The following is a 22,141-nucleotide window of genomic DNA, read 5'->3' on the forward strand; positions in this document are numbered from 1 at the left end:
TACACTATTCATAATTGTGAAAAGGTAATTCCAACTTCCCAAAGAAAGTAAATCAGAAACCCCGAGGCAGAGCCATCGGGGAATCATAAATAGTAAACTTGGGGAAGGGATTTCAGGGCAATTACTATAGCTACTTACTGTAAATAAGTTCGATTGACTGGATCATGATACTCGAAAAACTATTATTTCAGTACTCTAATTCCGGAATAAATAGCTTCAAAATTATCAACTTCTCTAATTCTTCTATACACGTCTCTTCTTCTGGCATTCAAGTCACTCAAATACATCATTAAATCTCCTTCTTCGTTAATGAGTAGGAGTTCTTCTTCACCTCCTAAAAAACGTATCACAGCCGCAGCCCTTATTTTATTAAAACTATCGTTACCTTCCTCTTTTAGTAATACTGATAAATTTTGTGTTGCTACATTACTCATAGCTGTACTACTGGAAAAAAGGTTTTGCATAAACTCAGGTGACCCACCAGAAAAAATAATAGAAGTCATTCTATTACCATCAGCTAAATTAGAAGGCAATCCTGCGGCTGCAGAAATACCCTCTGCCGAAAAGGGAAACGGAGAACTATTAGTACTCAAAATAGTCTCGATACTTTCAGTATTGGAAGCATAAACTCCAATCGGATTTGCATCATTTATATTAAAATTATCATTCACAAAAAACCTATGTGATCTAATCCCTCCTTTATCTGTAAGCACCACCGTATTTTCAGGAAATCCTTTATCAGTTTCAGTATGCTTGAAACCAGCTCCAACATTATCCAAATTACTAACTCCTAGAGGTCCGTCGGGATCATTATGATCAAATATCCCTAATACCTCTCCTAGTCCTGCATCATAAATAGCATATCTATCACCCGCATCATTATAGACACCTATTACTGCACCATCTATATTAAAAGCGGCTCCTATACGATCCTCAGCACCGAAAATATCCACTAGATTTCGATAAGCTCTTAGTGGTAATTGTCCTTTTAACTCGCAAGTAGTTCTACCAAATTCTGTTGCTAGGTTTACACCTACGATTTGATCAGGACGTTCTACACTTCGTACTACATAAGAAATGGGCAATGCAAAACGTAAGTCAGAAGTTTGACCTAATGCTGAAGCAATATCTCGAATATTCGTTTCACCAATCAATTCAAAAGCACCACTAGAAGGGCCTCCATATGCAATAACTTTTATTTTTAAGTCGCTTAAGCTTTCAACAGAGGAAACATCTAAGCTTGCTGAAGCATTAACGGCCAGGCCTGAAAAACTTGCATTGATACTTGCATCCATTTCTTGACGCGTAGAAGTCGATTCTATCAACATGTAAAAAACACGTCCAAAAGTTACAGAGGAAATAAATGTTGCCGGATTATCGGGCTGTACAAATGGCGCTAAATCTTCAGGAGTAACACTTTCGTCAAAAATTTGTCCGATATCTGTGGGCAAATCAAAACTCATCGTGTACATACTTTGGTCTAATTTAACTAGTGTACGATTAAATTCTTTTTCTGTACTAAAACTAAAATTGCTAGAAACATTTACTCTAAAGGCACGTACGTTAATACCTAACTCAACAGCCAGTTGTTCTTCAGACTCTACCTGTTCGATGTCTACTGTAAAATTTGCAGGTGCTTCTTCGCCAGAAGTACTGATAATTTGATTGATTGCATCTTGTATCGTACTACGTTTTACCTCATCTACTTCTGCAGAGGATTGCAAATTTCCGTTATTAATATTTATAGAAATAGTTCCTCCTGCACGTTCAACCACAATCGGAGAAGGTGTAGGTTCTGACAATGTACTTCCTTGTAACAAATTTCCAGGAAATATGACTTCAGCATTCGTATCGAATAAATTAAACTTTCCTGTACCATCTCTTAAATTAACAGTTTCGGTAACACAAATAAATCTAGAAGTAGTACCATCTGCATTATCCTCATCTAAAGGTGCTTCTTCTACAGATACAATGTTTTCTATTCTTTCTTCATTAAAAGAAGGAATCTCATTTCCGATAGAAAACACATCATCATATGTTAAGGGTTCTCCTCCTACATTTGGGTCTTCGGAATTAACTGAATCATCATTACTACACCCCAAAGCGAGACATAATAAAATTAATACACTGAAATTGATAAAAGATCTTGATAGCTTTTTCATAATACATTAATGAGTTTTAGATAAATGATTTATGGTGCAATACTACAAATGCAGTGAATGTTGAAAAAAAGAAATAAGATGAGGGCGAAAAAAAAGCGTTTAGAAGGAAAAAAAGCGGTTAAAAGGAATTCTTATTATTCCTTTAGATTTTGGGTTTATAGCACATATGTATCAGGTATACAATACATAACGAGTTTACCTGATTTGATTTACATTTCGAAATAAAAAGTGATCATCAACCTTTTTTTTTGGATCAAAAAAGCTCGACAACTTCATATAGACACAAGATAATATGAAGAAAAAAAAGGTTTTTTGTTTGTCTTAAAACTATAGACAAATAAAAAACCTTTTAAAAGTTCACAAGTCAGTAAGGTATCTTATTGATTATTCCTTAACAGCTGGTTTATATTCCTTCTTATCAATAACCATTTTGGCGAATTGAAAAAACAATTTTCGCCAAAAAGCTATTTTTGATTATTCTTTAACAGCTGGTTTATATTCCTTCTTATCAATAACCATTTTGGCGAATTGAAAAAACAATTTTCGCCAAAAAGCTATTTTTGATTATTCCTTAACAGCTGGCTTATATTCCTTTTTATCAATAACCATTTTGGCGAATTGAAAAAACAATTTTCGCCAAAAAGCTATTTTTGATTATTCTTTAACAGCTGGTTTATATTCCTTCTTATCAATAACCATTTTGGCGATAATCTCTCTTAAGATTTCAGAAGTTCCACCTCCTATTGGACCTAATCTACTATCTCTAAACAATCTGGCTAGCGGATATTCCTCCATGTAACCATATCCTCCTAACAACTGAAGGCATTTATAAATTACCTCGTCAGCTATTTTTGTAGAAAGTAATTTAGACATACTAGCTTGTTTTACTACATATTGCCCTTCATTCAACCTTTTAGCTACAGAGTAATTAAATTCTTTACACATTTCTAATTCACTTGCCATATCTGCCACTGTATGCCTCAGTGCCTGGAACTTATCTATGGTTCTTCCGAAAGCTTCACGCTCGCCCATATATTTAATAACATAATCGAGAGCAAATTCTGTTCTAGCGTGCGCATTAATACCCATTATCAACCTCTCTAATGCGAAATGTTGCATAATATAAGAGAATCCCTTGTCCTCTTCACCCATTAAGTTTTCCAAAGGGATTTTTACATTATCAAAAGCTATTTCTCCAGTATCAGATGCTTTCCAACCTAATTTATCTAATTTCGTTGCAGAAATACCTGGCGTGTCCCGATCCATAATGAAGATGCTAATCCCTTTGTTCCCTAACTCAGGAGTTGTTTTAGCAGCAATTACCAAATAATCACTATAAACTCCATTAGTAATAAACGTTTTAGATCCATTTATAACATAAGAATCGCCTTCTTTTACAGCTGTAGTTCTCATACCGGCCACGTCAGAACCTCCAAAGGGTTCAGAAATACACAAACACCCAATCTTTTCGCCGGTAATACTGGTCTTTAGGTATTTTTCTTTAATTCTATGATCGCCTTCTTTATTAACATGTGTCATTGCCAGATATGCATGTGCCCACATTGCTGCAGCAAAACCTCCAGAATTAATTTTCTGTAGTTCTTCTAAAAATATAACGGTATAAAAAAGATCTAAGTCTAACCCGCCATATTCTTCAGGATAAGCAATTCCGAAATAACCCATCTCTCCGAACTTTTCCCAAATGAACCGTTCTATATCTCCAGTTTTCTCCCACTTTTCAATATGTGGAACTACTTCTTTTTGTAAAAAGTCCTTAAGACTTTCTCTAAATAATTCGTGCTCTTCTGTAAAATACATGTTTTAGATAATAACTTTAATTTATATAGCAACATATTACTGTAAAGAAAGAAACAAACAATTTAAAACCTAAACTAAAATTTAAGTATTATCAATATTTACAGTAATTTTTTCCGATTTTTAATTTAATATCAAATATAACCCTATTCTATCTATTTTTTCTAAAGAAAAACCCTCTATTTTTCCTAATTCTTCAAGATTTGATATCCCGTTATTTTCTTCTATAAAATCCTTGATATCCAAAGCAGTTTCAAAATCAAAATAAGGGACTTCCATCAATTCTTTTACTGAAGCTCTATTTATATTAATCCTTTCTATTTCCTTCTTTGTTTTAACTGTGTATAGCGCCAAAATCTTATTTCGTTGATTCTCATAAAGCCCTATAATATCTTTGAGCTGAAGGTCACTTATGAATCCGCTCAAATTCTTTCTGTGTTTTATAATTCTTTCAGCAATAAAATCAGGTACTCCTATTGTCTCTTGAAGTTCAGCCGATGTTACTATATTTAGATCTTCTTTCTGAGCAAAAGATTTTACTGGGTATTTTAGTTTTGAGTAAGACTTAGACTTCTTAGGGTTTTTAACCCAATCAGGAAATTTAAATAGTGGTGAAATTACAGCCAATAATGAATCAGAAACTTTGGTAATACTCTTAAATTCTGAAACAGAATTTATCCATTTATCATCTTTCCTATATGAATAAAGTCTATCCAGCTCTTCTGCTGACATACCTAAAGTATACCCCTTATAATCAGTTATGAAATTAGGGTTAAAAGGCCTTAGTTTGTATGATTTCTTTTTCTTGATCGCTTCCTGCTTAAGAGAGTCGATTTGCGTTTGAAATCTTGCTAATTCCCCAAAGTTATTGGAACTATTTATAGAACTAGGATAGAAGTAAAAGGCTATAAGGGAAACAAAAATCAATACTACTAAAAGAAGAATCCCATTTCGGAAACGTCTATGTATCTCGAAATGGGATTTTATTAATTTCATATAAGACGATAAATAATCTTAATTTTTAGAAGCTTTTATTGCGTCAAAATATCTGCCAAGTTGTTTTTTAACAACAGGGAACAAGAAAAACAGCCCAACCATATTCGGGAATACCATTGCAAAAATCATTGCATCAGAGAATGCCCAAATAGAATTCATACTTGCTGCGGCACCTATTACTACAAATGTTAAAAACAATATCTTGTACACTAAATCTGCTGTCTTACCTCTACCAAATAAGAATTTCCAGGATTGTAATCCATAATATGACCAAGATATCATGGTAGATACTGCGAATAGTACAACAGCTATAGTCAAAAATATATTAGAGTAGGGTATAAATTTACCAAACGCTTGTGCAGTTATTCCTGCTCCTTCATAAGATACGCCATCAATTAAAACAGCACCACTACCATCTCCTCCATACTGAAAAGCACCTCCAGAATTAAAAATAATAATTACCAGTGCAGTCATCGTACATATTACTACCGTATCGATAAATGGTTCTAGTAAGGCTACAAGCCCTTCAGAAGCTGAATATTTAGTTTTTACAGCAGAATGTGCTATGGAAGCTGATCCAGCTCCGGCCTCGTTAGAAAATGCAGCTCTTTTAAAACCTACTAATAAAACTCCTATAAAACCTCCAACTCCTATTGCTTTTGGATTAAAAGCTTCAGTTACGATCATAGCAAGTGCATCATCAATAAAAGAAAAATTACTAAAAATTATATACAAACAAGCAAGGATATACATCACTGCCATTAAGGGAACTACTTTTTCTGTAACAGAAGCAATTCTCTTTATTCCACCAATAATAATGATTCCTACTAGAATTGCTAGTATAACACCAATAATTGTTCCTGCGCCTGCACTTTCTAACCCCATAAGCTCTTTCAATACAATAGTTGCCTGATTAGATTGAGCCGCGTTACCTCCACCAAAAGATCCTCCGATACAGAATATAGCAAAGATAACTGCCGCAATTTTACCAAGTGTAGCAAAACCTCTTTCCTTAAGTCCTTTACTCAAGTAATACATTGGACCTCCATAAACAGTTCCATCTTCTCCTACATCTCTATACTGCACACCAAGTGTACATTCCACAAATTTGGTAGACATTCCTAATAATCCACAAATAATCATCCAGAAAGTTGCTCCAGGACCTCCTAAAGCAATTGCCAGTGCAACACCAGCAATGTTACCATTACCAACAGTTCCAGAAACTGCCGTTGCCAGCGCCTGAAAGTGAGAAACTTCCCCCTCTTTACTTTCGTCTCTTATTGTATCTCGTATGTCTCCATCTACTGCCGCATCAGGATCTCCTAAACTATGACCTTCTACATCGTCATACTTACCTCGTACCACATTAATTGCTTTTGCGAAATATCGAATATTTGGAAATCCAAAATATAGAGTAAAGAAAATAGCACTTAATACCAATAAGATAATAACAAATGGTGCTCCAGCAAAAACTTCAAAAAAGATTACTTTAGAGAAGAAATCGGAAACTGGTTGAAAAGCTTCATCTATTTTTTGATCTAAACCCTTTTCTGTGGTTTCTTGAGCGAATGTTATAAATGGAATTGTAAAAGCTAAAATTGAAAGAAGAATTCTCTTCATAATGTGTGAGTTAATTGAATTTAGTTTTTTTAGAAGTGAGCAAGATCCTAAAAAAAACCATTGTTTACAATTATTTAACGGTTAAATCTTTTGTCACGTCTAAATATTAAATTCTTTATTCAATTGGTTCACCTGTTCTGGTCTACCTAGAACAACTACTTTAGATCCTGGCATTAAGACTGTATCCGCTTCTGGGTTAACTATATATTCACCATCCGGAGATTTATACCCTATAATAGTACATCCAGTTCTTGATCTCATATCGATCGTTCTAATGGTTCTTTCATTTGAATCTTCAAACATATCTTCAAAAGATACTTCTTCTATATTGATAGATTTTCTACCTACAATAGAAAGGTTATCCAAAAATTCAATTAAATCTGGAACTACTACTAGAGAAGCCATATGATCTCCTCCTATTCTATCTGGCATAATTACATTATCAGCTCCGGCAAGTCTTATTTTTTTATAAGATGCATCTTGAGACGCTCTGCTTATGATCTTAAGCCCCCTATTAATTTGCCTCGCCGATAACACTATAAATAAATTATCAGCATCTTCTGGCAAGGTACAGATCAAACAAAATGCATCTTTTATTTTAGCCTCTATAAGTACATCATCTTCCGTAGCATTCCCTTCCAAAAAATAAAGTTCATCACTCTGGTACTTTTCAATTACAGCTTTATCATTTTCAATAATAATAAAAGGCTTATTATATGCCAATAACTTATCAGCAGCTTGTTTACCATTCCGCCCATAACCGACAATGATTATATGGTTTTCTAATTTATCCATCATTTTTTGCAATTTTCGATATTGTAATCGATGTGGGTCACTTTTACCAACAATATATTCAGTAATTACAGATAAGGAATACCCCAATATTAAAGCACTAGTCGTAATCAAAAATATTGTAAACAACTTAGCAGTATCGTCTAATGGTTGTACTTCTCCAAAACCTACTGTAGACATCGTAATAATCGTCATATACAAAGCGTCTACCCAAGAATAATCCGAAAAAAAACGAAATCCTAACACTCCCACCGCAACGACAGTCATTAGCAAAACTAATGCTATGTATATTTTAGACCCAAATCTTTTTAACATACTTACAAATCAAATACTGAAGTTCTTTTGGTGTAGACTAAATCTTTTAATCTAAGCCAAAACGCAAGATTAAGATAAATTACGAAACCCAAACCTGCTGTAGCAAAAGTTAAGTAAATAAAAAACAAACGCACGTTTTTTGCGCGCATTCCTAATCGATCAGCGAATCTGCTGGAAACATAAAATCCGTTCCGTTCTAAAAAATGTCTTAGATCATAAAGCATAATGCAAAATAATTATATTATCTCAAACTATCCTGCCTATTCAACAAATAATTACCAATCGAACACTTTAGACACGCTTTTTGATCACAGTAGTTGTTCTTAAGCTGAATCATAGATTGAGAATGCAGCGCATCTTCCATGTTCACTCCTAAACTAATAAACTTATCTGATATCGTATTCTTTTCAACAGGTAACTGAGATATTAATCCGAAAATTTCTTCTGAAACATCTTTTCCTTGACTCTTTGCATACAAAAATTTTACAGGAATAACTGTATTGATTAAAATCAAATGAATAAATGACTTTGTTACCCTTTTCTTTCTAATAGAAGATTCCTTATCAAAAGTATAATGGGTTTTCCAAAAATCACTAGCGCTTGTATCAAATAGTTCATAGAACTTTTCTAGGTCATTAATCAAAATAATCTTACTAAATAGCTGCTTATTTTTAACATAAAGGTTTGCCAACTGAGATATCCGAATGGTTGGAAAGTTAGAAGGACGCAGCCTAAAAAATTGAAAAGGCAATACACCGTGATTTTTTAAAGTAAACTTATTTTTTAAAAACTGATAGTATTTCAGTAACTCCTTAACATATAAAACATCGAAATCCGGATTCAGCAAATTGGCTTGTCCATAAAACAAAGCTTCTAACTGCTTTAGATTATTACTACATTTTCTAAGAGTTGAAAAATCAAATGAATTAGCCAAGCTTAAAAAAGAATCACTATTAACTTTCAACCCGAAATTCTTTGACAATAATTTAAAGAGAACTGTTTCCCAATCATTAGAAGACTTATCTAATAATTCTTTTATTAATTCTGATTTCTGTTCTAATCTTTCTAAATAGAGTCTTTCCTGCCAATTGAAAATTACAAAATCAGACACTTTACAAATCTCTTTTTCGCATTGAATCCAACTCACATCTTTATCTTGAAAAAGCTTTTGATATTGAGACATTATATTTTCATCAATATAATCTTTAAGTTGTAGGGCAGGGATTTTTGAATTATCCTTTCTGAAAATTTCAACATCATTTTCCCATACCACGTGTAATATAACATTATCATAGGCAGGATCACTCTCGTGATGATGCACATACCAATCACTTGACTTGATATGAATCTCGACATTGCCAGCCCATTTCTGATTATCGACAACCAATTGAGCATTAAAAAAATCCGGTCCGGAATTCATCTGATTGTGCTCTCCAACTCGCTGAAGTATAACTGGTAACAGATCTGTTGTTTTTAAGTTTGAAAAATTAAATTTTTTATATTTCCATAGGTAGTGTAAAAACTCTTCTTTCATACTATTACTTATTACTAATTTGAAAATCTTCTTGATTTCTATAGTTATGTGTAAGCAATAATCAAAATGTTACCTCTTATTCATACGTTTTAAATAACAAAAAACCTTTTTAAGCTTATTAGATAGAGGTATTCCCCCTTAAAATCATACTATTCTGAATTAAATAGTACTATTTTGTGTTTATAATTCTTAAAAAAGACTTAAATACGATAAAAATGTACTATTGGTAAGATTTTATGTATTAATGGAAATTGCTAAAATTATTTGATTTCTTTAATTTGTTCTTAGAAATAGGGAAGATAATTTCAAGAAAATATAAAGATTACAAAATCCTAAGCTTAGTTGAGTTTGTGTTAGGTTATAGATGGTTGTCATTTTTTGATGACCATCTTTATTTTATATTAATTTATGGTGTAATCAAATTTGGATATCTGGATAAATATCAAACTTATTAAAAAAAGCTTTTTTAAATTTTGAAGAATTAGAATAATTTAGATTATCCATTACCTCTTTAATAGACAACCCTTTTGCAAATATCATATTATAAGAGCTTTCCAATTTTTTATTATTAAAAAATTCTAAAGGCGTTTGATCATGAATCTCTTTAAACATATTAAAAAAGTTCGTACGACTCATATGTGCCATAGACGACAATTGATCTACACCAATAAATGGTTCGTGTAAATTATGCTCCAAATAATTACTAACTTTATAAATACTGCCAACTTGTGAACTATTTATATTAAAAGGATTACTTTCTGTCTCCCACATCAAAACATCTTTCCAGAACGTTTCTAGCAAACGAATTCCTCTTGCAATAAAAAATAAATAATTCTCCACTTTACTAACATCTGGAGAAACAATCTGATCAAAGAGAATAGACTGTTTATACGAAAGATAAAATTTATCAATATGCTGATGTGAGTATCGAATATAGCTATCTACTCTTTCCGCCATATCACTATTTTTAAGAAAATAGGGTTTTATATATTCACTTTTCAGTACAATCATAATAGATTTTACTTCAGCTCCTTTAGTTATATAAACTCTTTCGCCTTGTTGTGCATCCATGCATCTCATATTTCCAGGAGTATAACCATCAGAATACGAGCTTATAATTTCATTTTTCTTTATTTGATGATCCAATGAATACTTTCTAAAATGCAGGATAATATCTTTTTCAGCAATAGGCTCTCTTTCATACTCTATATCAACGTGCGCTTTATAATTATTAATAAAAAGAAAAACCTCTGGAGATATTTTATAATAACTTAGATACCCTTCTCCAATTTCGGGTGGGAAATAGATTCTATCAGTAGTTCCTTTCGGATCTAATTGAGATCTAAAATAGTTCCTTATATCATCTATATTAGAAAAGTCGAATGAATATTTTTGCATAGCCCTAAGATTTTATACGAATCTTTCTATATAGATTGATATTTTACGATAAAGTTGCGTAAAACGGTATCTAAATTAAAATTAGTGTATAAAAACAACCCCTATATTAGCTTGTTAAACTAATAAAGGGGGTTCCTTACCTGATATAAATATAATAATTTATTTTATATGACTGATAACATCATATTTTGTGATGATATGATGTTTACCATTATCAAGAGCTACAAGAACTGCTGGATTACCATTTTTTATTAATCCTGATATTTCATCAAGTGATGTGTTTGCTTCGACTATTGGGAAAGGGTCATTCATAATCTCCCTAATTGGAGTATCACCCATATTTTTATCTTCGAGAAATGCAGTAAATAAAGCACTTTCATCCACAGAACCTACAAAACCTTCACTATCCAAAACCGGTATTTGAGAAATCTGAAATTTACGCATACGTTCTATTGCATGAGAAACCAGCTCTTCGGTTTTCACAGTCACCAAAGGTTTTTCTATGTGATTTTTAACTAAATCTACCGCAGTAGATACTTCTTCTTCTAGAAAACCGCGTTCTCTCATCCAATCGTCATTAAACATCTTACCTACGTAACGACTTCCGTGATCATGGAATAACACAACAACTACGTCATCTTTTGTGAAATGATCTTTTAATTGTAATAATCCCTTAATTGCAGCTCCAGCACTATTACCTAGAAACATTCCTTCTTCCTTAGCAAGTCTCTGTGTATATACTGCTGCATCTTTATCTGTTACTTTCGTAAATCCATCAATAATGGAGAAATCTACATTCTCAGGCAAAATATCTTCTCCGATACCTTCTGTTATGTAAGAATACACCTCGTTTTCATCAAATATACCAGTTTCGTGATATTTCTTAAAAACAGAACCATATGTATCTATCCCCCAAATCTTAATATTAGGATTTTTTTCTTTCAAGTATTTCCCAACTCCAGAAATTGTCCCTCCAGTACCTACTCCTACAATGAAATGAGTAATCTTTCCATCTGTTTGTTCCCATATCTCAGGCCCTGTACTCTCGTAATGTGCCTTTGCATTAGATGGATTATCATATTGGTTTACATACCAAGAATTAGGAGTTTCTTCTGCCAATCTTTTAGAAACCGAGTAATATGACCTAGGATCATCTGGCTCCACATTTGTTGGACATACCATCACTTTGGCACCAACTGCTCGTAGAATATCCATTTTTTCTTTGGATTGTTTATCTGCCATTACACAGATTAACTTATATCCTTTTATAATAGCTACGAGTGCTAATCCCATTCCGGTATTACCAGAAGTACCCTCGATAATAGTTCCTCCAGCCTTTAATCTTCCATCAGCCTCAGCATCTTCAACCATTTTTAGAGCCATTCGATCTTTAACCGAATTTCCGGGATTAAATGTCTCATATTTTGCCAATACCAGTGCATTTACATCTTTTACTAAAGCATTCATCTTTACCATAGGTGTATCACCAATGGTTTCTAATATATTATTTGCGTACTTCACAAGCTTACTAATTTATTACGGTCTCTTACAATTGTTTTTTATGCGGTGCAAAGATACAAATACAAAGTCATTAAGTAAGAGGAAGATGCCTTATTTACTACTACTGAAATCTTATTGCCTTAGAAGGTGATATTTTAGCAATTACATAAGATGGTATTAGAAGCATTGTTAAACACAGTAACGTAGTTCCTATATTGAGCAAAATAATATATCCTAAGCTTATATAAATCGGAGCAGTACTTACATAATAAGTAACAGGGTTAAGACCAATAACTCCATAATGTTTCTGAATAAACAACAAACTTATACCAATAAGATTACCCCAAAATAAACCGAGAAGAATTAAATATCCTGCGTTATATAAAAATACTTTTCGAATACTCCAATCATTAGTTCCCAATGATTTTAAGATCCCTATCATTTGTGTTCTTTCTAATATCAAAACGAGTAATGCCGTAATCATATTAATTCCTGCTACCAATATAATAATGCCAATAATACCTATAATATTTAAATCAAACAGTTTTAACCACTCAAAAATACTACCATACTTTAAAGCAATCGTTTGCGCCTCTAAATCAGACGGAATACTCTCATAGATTTCTTTACCTTTTTTATCTATTTCATCAAAATCATCTATAAAGACTTCAAAACCTCCTACTTCACCATCTTTCCACTTATTCATTTTTTGGATATGTCTTATATCCGCAAAAATAAATTTCTCATCAAATTCCTGAAAACCAGAATCGTATATCCCTACAATTTCAAAAGCACGAATATTGGCCGGAATATTAGAGCTAGAGTTTTTCTTTAAAAAAATAGTATTTGCCTTATCACCTACTTCCAAACCTAATCGTGATGAAGTATAAGCCGATATTAATATCTGATTATTTCTGGGATCCTTAAAATCTGGCAAGGCTCCTTTTATTAAATATTCTTCAAAATATGACCAGTCATAGTCGTTTCCAATTCCTTTAACTACAACTCCTTCAAAATCATCTTCAGTTCTAATAAGACCTCCTTTTGTGGCAAAACCCTGGACATGCTTTATACCCTCTACATCAACAAAATTTGGATAAAAATGTTGATCTTTTTTAATGGGTATTAAAGACTCTATACTATTATTATTGTCATAACTAGTAATAATAACATGTCCGTTAAACGCTGCAACTTTTTCTCTAATTTTACGTTGTAAACCTATACCGGTAGCAACCGTTATTAACATCATAACCATACCTATAGCGATAGCAAAAATGGCTATTTTTATGATTGCAGACGATATGCTACTTTTATGTTCCTTACCTTTGATAAGGCGTTTGGCAATAAAATATTCGAAATTCAAAGTTATCTATGGTTTTTATCAGAAATGCATTCAAAAATACGTTTTTATTCCTTTTTACACTGCTTATTTCTTGTGGAAGCGGAACAAAAACTTCATCTCAGACTACTCCTAATGGTAAAATGCCCATTATTAACGTAAAAAGCGTCATTTCAGAACATCAAAAACAAGATTCTCTGAACATTTTGGAACCAATTATTGTAGGAGCTAATCAAACTGAACGCTATCTACCTTTACTAAAAGATAAAAAAATAGCTATTGTTGGTAATCAAACTTCTGTTATTTTCAAATTTCCAAATCTAGGACCTCTTTTACAAACAGAAGGAGTTACTCCAACTGACTTAGAACAATATACGCATCTAGTAGATTCTCTACTTTCAAGAAACATTAACATCCAAAAGGTTTTTTCTCCAGAACACGGTTTTAGAGGAAAAGCAGATGCAGGAGAATTGGTAGCAGATGGAAAAGATACTAAAACAGGATTACCCATTTTTTCTTTACATGGTAAAAACAAAAAGCCTTCTAATGAAGCTCTTTCTGATATAGAAATTGTAGTATTTGATATTCAAGATGTGGGGGCACGATTCTACACCTATATCTCTACGCTTCATTATGTGATGCAGGCTTGTGCCGAAAATAACATTCCTTTGTTAATTTTAGATCGCCCTAATCCTAATGGACACTATATTGATGGGCCCACATTAGAACCGGAACATTCCAGTTTTGTTGGAGTCCATCCTATTCCGCTAGTTCATGGTATGACTATAGGTGAATATGCGAAAATGGTAAATGGTGAAGGTTGGTTAGGAGATAATCTAAAATGTGAAGTCATGATTATACCTGTCCAAAATTACACACACCAAACGCCTTATAGTTTATCGATAAGACCTTCTCCTAACTTACCAAATGATATATCGATAAATCTTTATCCTAGCCTTGGTTTTTTTGAAGGAACAACTATAAATGCAGGTCGTGGTACGGAAATGCAATTTCAAATTTTTGGTTCTCCCGATTTCCCAATTGATCAATATGATTTTGCATATACTCCACAACCTAATTTTGGATCCAAATATCCAAAACATAAAGGAGAAGTTTGTTATGGAAAAGATCTAAAAAAAACCGAACGACTTGATAGTATAAACCTACAATGGCTGCTTGACGCCTATCTTAATTCTAAAAATAAAGAAGGTTTTTTTAATACCAAATCATTTACAATACATGCAGGAACGCAAAAATTACAACAACAAATAGAGCAAGGCTATACTGCTAGAGAAATTAAAAAAACCTGGATAAAAGATCTTGAAAATTTCAAAAAAATAAGAGCACAATATCTTCTCTATAATTAACATAAAAAGGGATCTTTAAGAACCCTGTTTTCAGGGATATCTATACCTTTCAAAATGAATATCTTTGACTATGCCTAAGTTATTACATCAAGGATTTTTTTGTGTTTTCTTAATATTTTATTTAACCAGTACTGCTCAGGTTAAGGATAATAACATCCCTTTTTTTTTCAAAAAAGACACTCTCCTTGATAGAGAAAGAAAACTTATTGACAAGGCTTTTAAAGTTCTTAATAGTGAGGAAGATCAAAAAATAGTAAAAATTGCGCATCATTTATTAAAAACTGTAAAAACTGAATACGCAAAAGCTAATTCTAATTTATTATTGGCCTATTATTATAAAAACAGAACATTAATTGATTCTTCTATTTACTATGTGGAAGAGTCCCTGAAATTTAATAAAGTAGGAAATGATTCTCTAAGTACCAGAGGGAAAATTTTAGCTTATAATATTTTAGCCATCAATTATAAGAATAAAGGATTATTAGATGAAAGTAAAAAATGGCATCAAAAAGGTATTGCTCTAACAGAAGATTTTAAAGAAAAAAATCTTTATTTCACACAATTACATGGACTTGCCCTAACATATAGCGAATTAGGGAACTATCAACAATCACTAGAACTTTTTGAAGAGTGCCTAACATATAATGATGAACCCGAAATTATTTATGGTAGTTATATTAATATAGGTACCATATATGCTAATTTAAAAGATTTTGAGACCTCCAACAATTATCTTAAAAAAGCCGAAATATTAGCAATAAAAGATAATCAGTATCAGGCATTGGCAGTAATAGCTCTTAATCTAGGTGCTAATTATCAAGAAATGGGTGAAAACAAAAAAGCTATCGTAAACTATCAAAAAGCTGCTAAAGTTGCAGATAAACAACAATTTCAAAAAATATCTTTATTAGCAAAAGCGAATATAGGGGATGTCTTAATGGTAATAGGTAATTATAAGGATGCAGAATTAATACTTTCTGAATGTCTATACAAAGCTATAGAGCTAGGACTATTTTCTACACAAATGGAAATTTATAAAGACCTTAGTGAAATCGAAAAAATAAGAAATAATTACAAAAGTGCTCTTTATTTTACTACTCAATATTATAAGGTAAAAGATTCTATTAATCAGCTACAAAAAGATAAAGAAATCAGTGAACTAGAAGTAAAATATCAAACAATTAAAAAAGAAAAAGAAATTAAACTTTTATTAGCGGAAAATTCTAATCGAAATCTAGAGCTTGAATTGGAACGAGAACAAGCAATTAGGCAAAAAGGGTTTAAAAATGTTATTTTATATTCTTTTTTAATTCTTCTAATTCCAGTAATTGGCTTGCTAATCACATATTATCAAAAAATTCAAACTCAAAGTGAATTAAATCAAAAACAAAAAGAAATTAGTCGACAAAAAATATCTTCACTCCTAAAGGATCAAGAATTAAAGGTTATAAAGGCGTCTATTGAGGGACAAGACAAAGAAAGGAAACGAATCGCACAAGAGCTTCACGATAGTATTGGAGGAAATCTAGCAGCGATTAAACTTCAATTAAATAATGCTTCTGAAAAAAATGAAGGTATTCTTAAAAGGATAAATCCTCAAATAGATGATACCTATGAACTAGTCCGTAATCTTTCGCATAACCTCATTCCTAAGAAGTTTAGTAAAAATAACTTCTGCGATGTCTTAGAAGAGTACTTTAATAATATAGGAGACGCAAGTAATTTGATTACTTCATTTAGTGCATATACAAGAAAAGAGATTGACCTTTTAGAAGAAAATTTACAAGACGAAAGTTTTAAAATAATCCAAGAATTAATAACCAACACTATTAAGCATTCAAAAGCCTCTTTTATTGAATTACAAATTACTCTTGTGGAAAAGATTGTAAACATAATATTCGAAGACAATGGACAAGGATTTGATGTAAATAAAAACAAAGATGGTATAGGATTTCGGAATATAAAAAGTAGATTAGAAAATATTTCAGGAACTTTATTTATTGATTCTAGAATAAACAGAGGTACTATCATAGATATCTCCATTCCGGTAATTACCAAAATGAATGAAGAAAAAAAAATGATATCATGATAGTAATGAAGGAACAGATGAAATTATCTAATCATATTCTATTAACTAGTCTGAAATTTTGTAATTTCTCTAAGCAAATACTAATCTTTGTCTTATTATTTATTTCTTTTTGTGTGTATGGACAAGTTGATGGTAATACCCTATCTCTATCTACTAAAAAATTGAATATTTATTCTAAAGAACAAAAACAGTTAGATGAAGCATACAAGTTTCTAGGAACAGAAAGAGAACTAGACGCCTACACTAATAGTCATCGTTTATTAAAAAAAACAAAACATAAAAAAAACAAAATCTATGCTAATATCATTATTGGAATTTATAACAATGATAGAAACTTAGCTGATTCCGCATTGTTTTATGGATACGAAACCATAAAACTAATCGGAAACCAAAAAGACTCATTATCAATGCTAAGTCTATCATCTGCATATAATATTATTGCCAATGCATATGGAGACAAAAGCTTATTAGAAGAAAGCAAAAAATGGCATCTTAAGGGTATCGAAATTGCTCAAAAACATCAAACTAGGGGAAGATATTTTAGAAAAGTACACAATTTAGCTACAACATACATTAGGTTAAAGGATTATGATTATGCAATCAAACTTCTAGAATCTTGTCTTGAATACACGGAGAATACTAAGTTTATATTTACAGTATACATAAGTCTAGCAACTGCCTATTCTTATAAAAATAATTTTGAACTAGCTCTTTCTTATTTAAAAAAAACTCTTGAATATTTTAAGGACGACAAGGGTTCAAGAAATAAAATGGTAATATTACAAAATATAGGAGCACAGTATCATCTAATGAAAAACTATGATGAAGCACTATCCTATTATAATCAAGCACTCGTTTTAGGGAAAGAAAAAAAGTATCGCAGACCTACTTTAGATGCTATGAATAATATTGGTCTGGTATACCAAGATAAAGGGATGCACGAAGAGGCAAAAAAAGCCTATCAAGAATCACTATTACTTTCTGAAGAACTTGGTTTTCTCGATAAACAAATTACAATATACAATCATTTGGAAGAAAGCTCAAAAGCACAAGAAAATTATAAAAATGCTTATATATACTTTGAGAAAAAAATTAAAATAAAAGATTCCATTAGGGAGCTTCAGAAAGACAATCATATCAGAGAACTGGAAGTGAAATTTAAAACTTTACAAAAAGAGAAAGAAATAAAATTTCTTCAAGTAGAAAACACCAATCGAAATCTGGAATTAGCAAATCGCGAAGAAGCGATTAGAAACCTAACGCTTAAACAAGAAATCAAAAATAAAGAGAGTGAAATAGAGAAGAAAGAAAATGAAAATAAACTTTTATCTTTTCAGAATTCAACGGAAAAAACATTAAATGAAAATATTCTTCTAAAGAAAAATCAAGAAATCAAAGATGCACAATTAGCAGTCCAACAGGCTGAAACCACTAAACAAAAAGGTTTTAAAAATATTATTTTATATTCTTTTTTAATACTTTTAATTCCTGTAATTGGTTTACTCGTTACCTATTATCAAAAAATAAAGGCTCAAAGTGAATTAACTATAAAGCAAGAGGAAATAAATGAGGAAAAAATTTCATCCTTACTAAAAGATCAAGAATTAAGGGTTATTAAAGCTTCTGTAGAAGGTCAGGATAAAGAAAGAAAACGAATCGCACAAGAATTACACGATAGTATCGGAGGAAATCTTGCTGCGATTAAACTCCAATTAAATAATTCTGAAAATAAAATCGAAGGTGCACTGAAAGGTGTCAATACTCAAATAGACGATACCTATGAGTTAGTTCGTGATCTTTCTCATAACTTGATTCCTAAAAAATTTAGTAAAAATAATTTTTGTGATGTACTCGAAGAATATTTTAAAAACATTGGCGGGGCCAGCAGTCTTGTGACCTCTTGCAGCGTATATCCAAGAAAAGAAATTGATCTATTAGAAGAAGAATTACAAATAGAAACTTTTAAAATTATCCAAGAACTAATTACCAATAGTATTAAACACGCAAAAGCTTCTTTTATAGAGTTGCAACTTAATTTGGTAGAAAATGAGTTAAGTATTTTATTCGAGGATGATGGCGTAGGTTTTGATACAAATAAAAACATAGAAGGAATTGGATTTAGAAATATAAGAAGTAGATTAAACAAGATTTCCGGAACTATAGATATCGATTCTAGAATTAAAAGAGGAACTATTATTAATATAGAAATAACCAACCTAACACCGACCATAAATGAAATATAACCTAATTATAGCTGATGACCATAAAATGTTTTTGGATGGCTTATTAAGTATTTTGAATTCTGAAAAAGATTATAATATTTTATTGACTGCTAAAAATGGCAAACATATAGCGAAATATTTAGAGATTAATCCAGATGAAAAGATAGACCTTATTATCACTGATATCACAATGCCAGAAATGGATGGTATCGCTCTGAATAAAATTGTAAAACAAAGAAAATCAAATATTAAAACTTTGGTAGTGAGCATGCACAATAACCCAGATATGATTGACAACCTTATTGAGCATGATGTCGATGGTTATGTACCTAAAAATGCAGAAAAAGAAGAACTTCTTAAAGCAATACAAACTATATTAAAAGGAGAAAAGTATTTTTCGCGTGAGATAAAAGACATCTACATGGAAAATAAGTTTTCTAAAAAGAAAGATGAAGAAGTAAAACTTACTCAAAGAGAAATAGATGTTATTACCTTAATCGCACAAGAATTCACAACTCAGGAAATTGCTGATAAATTGTTCTTAAGTAAACATACAATAGAAAGTTACCGGAAGAATCTAATTGCTAAACTTAGCGTAAGAAATCTTGCTGGACTAACTAAGTATGCAATGAAAATGAATTATATTCAAGATTGATTTTGTTTTTCTAGTTAGAACAAAGAACGACTTTACGATTTTTTTGGGCTATCCTTTATTACTAAAACCAGCTCCAAAACGGTAACTAAGAATAATTCCGTGTGTATTATTAATCGGATTACTTCTTAGTGTTTGGTTATAGTTATAAAGCAACCTCCAGTGATCAAAGAAATAAAAACCGGCCAGAAAGTTTATTGACGAATTCGTTCTATACCCCAACCCGCCTTCAATTCTATTTTTATAGTTTACTGTAAGATTAAGATCTGTCTGAATTGGTGCTCCAGAAACGTATTTTATGAGAACATTTGGTTTAATCATTAATTCCTGAAAACGGGTCGTAAAAAATCTATACCCCATATATGCATATAATGGGTTATCAAGGTTTATATTATCATCAGAAGCCAAAGAATTTACCAAAACATTAGAAGCTGAAAATCCAACATAAATATGTTCTCTGTTATATAAAATTCCGATTCCAATAGTAGGGATCGTAGTATTAATATTATTCTCAAAATTAGGATCATTCTGTATTCCTAATTCCTGTAGGTTTTCATTATATAACAATATCCCTCCTGTAATTCCAAAAGATAATACGTTAGGATTATAAGACCACCATCTTGCGCGATTATAATTATGGTCAAAAATGATTTTATAAGCGTAAGATGCAAATAAGCTTGTAGCGGTTGTAACCCCTATTTTATCGCTAGAAAATCCTGCTCCCAAGCCTACATTACGAGAATTTAATGGTGTATTAAAAGTCAACCCTATATTTCTAGGGCTTCCATCAATTTGATTTAGATATCCTCTATTTGTTAACGTTACATCAGTATTTGGATAAAAACCCGCATGAGCTGGATTTATTAGTATTGCATTGTAATCATAGTTTGCAAAAACCGGTGTTTGCTGACCGTACATTTTGCATAATAAGAATCCATTTGATAGTAAAACAACTATCAATTGTATATAGATTTTTTTCATGAATTAGCGTTTTAAAACAAGGAAACCGGTTGATTTCCTTAAATTGTTTGTACCCTCAGTTTCAATGTTAAAGAAATAAGTTCCCTCTGGAAGTTTATCAGCTCCTAAGCTTCTCTTTCGATTAGCGATTCCGTCAAAAACACGGGAAGTGTTATTATATCCGTTGATTTCAAAAACTAAATCTCCCCAACGGTTAAATATTAGAACTTTGTTATTAGGGTAATTTTCGATTCCGTCGATTTCCCAAAATTCATTTATTCCATCTCCATCAGGAGAGAACCCATATTTAGTTTCATCTTCAGGAAGTTGCTCTACAAACACGGTTATCATATCTTCAGCAATACATCCTTCCTCACTGGTAAATATTACTATATATGTAGTAGTCTCTGTTGGACTTGCTACTGGATTGAAAATAGTTGTATCTGAAAGTCCAGTTTGAGGAGACCAAACAATAGTACCCAAATCCAAAGTTTCAGAATTCAATTGTATTTCTTGTCCTTCTTCAATTTCTACATCTTCTCCAGCTTCTATTGATATTGTATCTATATATAATCTAAAACGACAATCAGAACTATTCCCACTGGCATCAGTTGCTGTTATCACAATCTCCATTCCATCTATAACTTCACTTCCAGGAGCTGGCTCCTGAGTTATGATTGGACTAGGATCCATATTATCCATCACCGTAATTTCGGAGCTATAATCCAAAATTATTTGAGCATCACAAGAAAGAGTTTGATCAGCTATACAATCAATTACCGGAGATTCTGTATCCGAAGAAGCTGTAATTATAAACGAACAACTATTAGAATTTCCGTTAGAATCAGTTGCAATGAACTCTATTGTCATTCCATCAACAAAAGCTGTTCCTACAGCTGGAGTTTGGGTAATATTTAGAGAAGTATCACAGTTATCCGTAACCATAACTAAGCCTGTATAATCAGGAATTAAAGAACCTATAGTTAGTGTTTGATTATCTGGACATGTTATAATTGGTGCTTCTGCATCATCTATCGTAATGATTTGAGTAACATTAATACTATTACCAGCTTCGTCCGTTATACGATACGTTCTTGTTACCAAACCAGCAACGGAAGTATCATCACTAACAAAAGTGACAACGGGATTCGTAGTACAATTATCCATCGCATCCAATACCACTGTAACATCAGGCGCAGGTACATCAGAAATACATGCTACAATAATTGATGTTGGATCGCTCGCAGTAGGATCTGTCGTATCATTTATGGTAATGGTCTGAGTAACATTAATACTATTACCCGCTTCGTCCGTTATACGATACGTTCTTGTGATCAAATCAGCAACAGAAGTATCATCACTAACAAATTCAACAACAGG

The 22,141-nt window shown here is 31.9% G+C and carries 16 protein-coding genes; 4 read left to right on the top strand and 12 right to left on the bottom strand.

Going from position 1 to position 22,141, the window contains the following annotated elements; translation table 11 throughout:
• Positions 1-182: 182 nt before the first annotated feature.
• The 10 genes from Q0921_RS24555 to Q0921_RS24600 all read right to left on the bottom strand — a co-directional run bounded on the left by Q0921_RS24555 (position 183) and on the right by Q0921_RS24600 (position 13,495).
• A complete protein-coding gene (locus Q0921_RS24555) occupies positions 183-2,162 on the bottom strand; it encodes a thiol-activated cytolysin family protein (RefSeq protein ID WP_299261756.1) in 1,980 nt (659 codons plus the stop codon).
• 654 nt (positions 2,163-2,816) lie between these two features.
• On the bottom strand, positions 2,817-3,980 hold the full coding sequence (locus Q0921_RS24560; RefSeq protein WP_299261757.1) for an acyl-CoA dehydrogenase family protein: 1,164 nt from the start codon (positions 3,978-3,980) through the stop codon (positions 2,817-2,819).
• A gap of 120 nt (positions 3,981-4,100) precedes the next feature.
• On the bottom strand, positions 4,101-4,973 hold the full coding sequence (locus Q0921_RS24565) for a helix-hairpin-helix domain-containing protein (protein ID WP_299261758.1): 873 nt from the start codon (positions 4,971-4,973) through the stop codon (positions 4,101-4,103).
• Between the two features lie 18 nt (positions 4,974-4,991).
• A complete protein-coding gene (locus Q0921_RS24570) occupies positions 4,992-6,593 on the bottom strand; it encodes a sodium:alanine symporter family protein (protein WP_299261759.1) in 1,602 nt (533 codons plus the stop codon).
• 99 nt (positions 6,594-6,692) lie between these two features.
• The gene (locus Q0921_RS24575) at positions 6,693-7,700 is read right to left on the bottom strand and encodes a TrkA family potassium uptake protein (RefSeq protein WP_299261760.1); all 1,008 of its coding nucleotides are present in this window, start codon (positions 7,698-7,700) and stop codon (positions 6,693-6,695) included.
• 2 nt (positions 7,701-7,702) lie between these two features.
• Positions 7,703-7,924: a PspC domain-containing protein gene (locus Q0921_RS24580; protein WP_299261761.1), complete on the bottom strand. Its 222-nt coding sequence runs from the start codon at positions 7,922-7,924 to the stop codon at positions 7,703-7,705.
• Between the two features lie 17 nt (positions 7,925-7,941).
• Positions 7,942-9,234 (bottom strand): DUF2851 family protein, encoded by a 1,293-nt coding sequence (locus Q0921_RS24585; protein WP_299261763.1) that lies wholly within the window; start codon positions 9,232-9,234, stop codon positions 7,942-7,944.
• Positions 9,235-9,651: 417 nt separating this feature from the next.
• A complete protein-coding gene (locus Q0921_RS24590) occupies positions 9,652-10,632 on the bottom strand; it encodes an AraC family transcriptional regulator (protein WP_299261765.1) in 981 nt (326 codons plus the stop codon).
• Positions 10,633-10,791: 159 nt separating this feature from the next.
• Positions 10,792-12,153 carry a pyridoxal-phosphate dependent enzyme gene (locus Q0921_RS24595; RefSeq protein WP_299261767.1) on the bottom strand — a complete coding sequence of 454 codons (1,362 nt, stop codon included), beginning with the start codon at positions 12,151-12,153 and terminating at the stop codon, positions 10,792-10,794.
• A 100-nt stretch (positions 12,154-12,253) separates the two neighbouring features.
• Positions 12,254-13,495: an FtsX-like permease family protein gene (locus tag Q0921_RS24600; RefSeq protein ID WP_299261769.1), complete on the bottom strand. Its 1,242-nt coding sequence runs from the start codon at positions 13,493-13,495 to the stop codon at positions 12,254-12,256.
• A gap of 8 nt (positions 13,496-13,503) precedes the next feature.
• Here Q0921_RS24600 and Q0921_RS24605 point away from each other — a divergent pair, with 8 nt between their 5' ends.
• From Q0921_RS24605 to Q0921_RS24620, 4 genes are all read left to right on the top strand, one after another.
• Entirely contained in the window at positions 13,504-14,838 is a 1,335-nt protein-coding gene (locus Q0921_RS24605; protein WP_299261771.1) for a DUF1343 domain-containing protein, read from the top strand.
• Between the two features lie 70 nt (positions 14,839-14,908).
• Complete coding sequence (locus Q0921_RS24610; RefSeq protein ID WP_299261773.1) at positions 14,909-16,927, top strand: tetratricopeptide repeat protein; 2,019 nt, start codon at positions 14,909-14,911, stop codon at positions 16,925-16,927.
• Entirely contained in the window at positions 16,924-19,170 is a 2,247-nt protein-coding gene (locus Q0921_RS24615; protein ID WP_299261775.1) for a tetratricopeptide repeat-containing sensor histidine kinase, read from the top strand. The genes Q0921_RS24610 and Q0921_RS24615 overlap by 4 nt, the downstream gene beginning before the upstream one ends.
• On the top strand, positions 19,160-19,804 hold the full coding sequence (locus tag Q0921_RS24620; protein WP_299261777.1) for a response regulator transcription factor: 645 nt from the start codon (positions 19,160-19,162) through the stop codon (positions 19,802-19,804). The genes Q0921_RS24615 and Q0921_RS24620 overlap by 11 nt, the downstream gene beginning before the upstream one ends.
• Before the next feature lie 48 nt (positions 19,805-19,852).
• Here the strand turns inward: Q0921_RS24620 and Q0921_RS24625 are convergent, their stop codons facing one another.
• A complete protein-coding gene (locus tag Q0921_RS24625) occupies positions 19,853-20,782 on the bottom strand; it encodes a PorP/SprF family type IX secretion system membrane protein (RefSeq protein ID WP_299261779.1) in 930 nt (309 codons plus the stop codon).
• Positions 20,783-20,785: 3 nt separating this feature from the next.
• The coding region (locus tag Q0921_RS24630; RefSeq protein ID WP_299261781.1) for a gliding motility-associated C-terminal domain-containing protein at positions 20,786-22,141 on the bottom strand (1,356 nt) is incomplete at its 5' end.

The organism is uncultured Aquimarina sp. (genome assembly GCF_947496855.1).
Lineage (GTDB): Bacteria > Bacteroidota > Bacteroidia > Flavobacteriales > Flavobacteriaceae > Aquimarina.

Bases quoted from the DNA above. Each gene is read 5' to 3' on its own strand.
- Q0921_RS24555 (WP_299261756.1), bottom strand. From the start codon at position 2,162: ATGAAAAAGCTATCAAGATCTTTTATCAATTTCAGTGTATTAATTTTA.
- Q0921_RS24560 (WP_299261757.1), bottom strand. From the start codon at position 3,980: ATGTATTTTACAGAAGAGCACGAATTATTTAGAGAAAGTCTTAAGGAC.
- Q0921_RS24565 (WP_299261758.1), bottom strand. From the start codon at position 4,973: ATGAAATTAATAAAATCCCATTTCGAGATACATAGACGTTTCCGAAAT.
- Q0921_RS24570 (WP_299261759.1), bottom strand. From the start codon at position 6,593: ATGAAGAGAATTCTTCTTTCAATTTTAGCTTTTACAATTCCATTTATA.
- Q0921_RS24575 (WP_299261760.1), bottom strand. From the start codon at position 7,700: ATGTTAAAAAGATTTGGGTCTAAAATATACATAGCATTAGTTTTGCTA.
- Q0921_RS24580 (WP_299261761.1), bottom strand. From the start codon at position 7,924: ATGCTTTATGATCTAAGACATTTTTTAGAACGGAACGGATTTTATGTT.
- Q0921_RS24585 (WP_299261763.1), bottom strand. From the start codon at position 9,234: ATGAAAGAAGAGTTTTTACACTACCTATGGAAATATAAAAAATTTAAT.
- Q0921_RS24590 (WP_299261765.1), bottom strand. From the start codon at position 10,632: ATGCAAAAATATTCATTCGACTTTTCTAATATAGATGATATAAGGAAC.
- Q0921_RS24605 (WP_299261771.1), top strand. From the start codon at position 13,504: ATGGTTTTTATCAGAAATGCATTCAAAAATACGTTTTTATTCCTTTTT.
- Q0921_RS24610 (WP_299261773.1), top strand. From the start codon at position 14,909: ATGCCTAAGTTATTACATCAAGGATTTTTTTGTGTTTTCTTAATATTT.
- Q0921_RS24615 (WP_299261775.1), top strand. From the start codon at position 16,924: ATGATAGTAATGAAGGAACAGATGAAATTATCTAATCATATTCTATTA.
- Q0921_RS24620 (WP_299261777.1), top strand. From the start codon at position 19,160: ATGAAATATAACCTAATTATAGCTGATGACCATAAAATGTTTTTGGAT.
- Q0921_RS24625 (WP_299261779.1), bottom strand. From the start codon at position 20,782: ATGAAAAAAATCTATATACAATTGATAGTTGTTTTACTATCAAATGGA.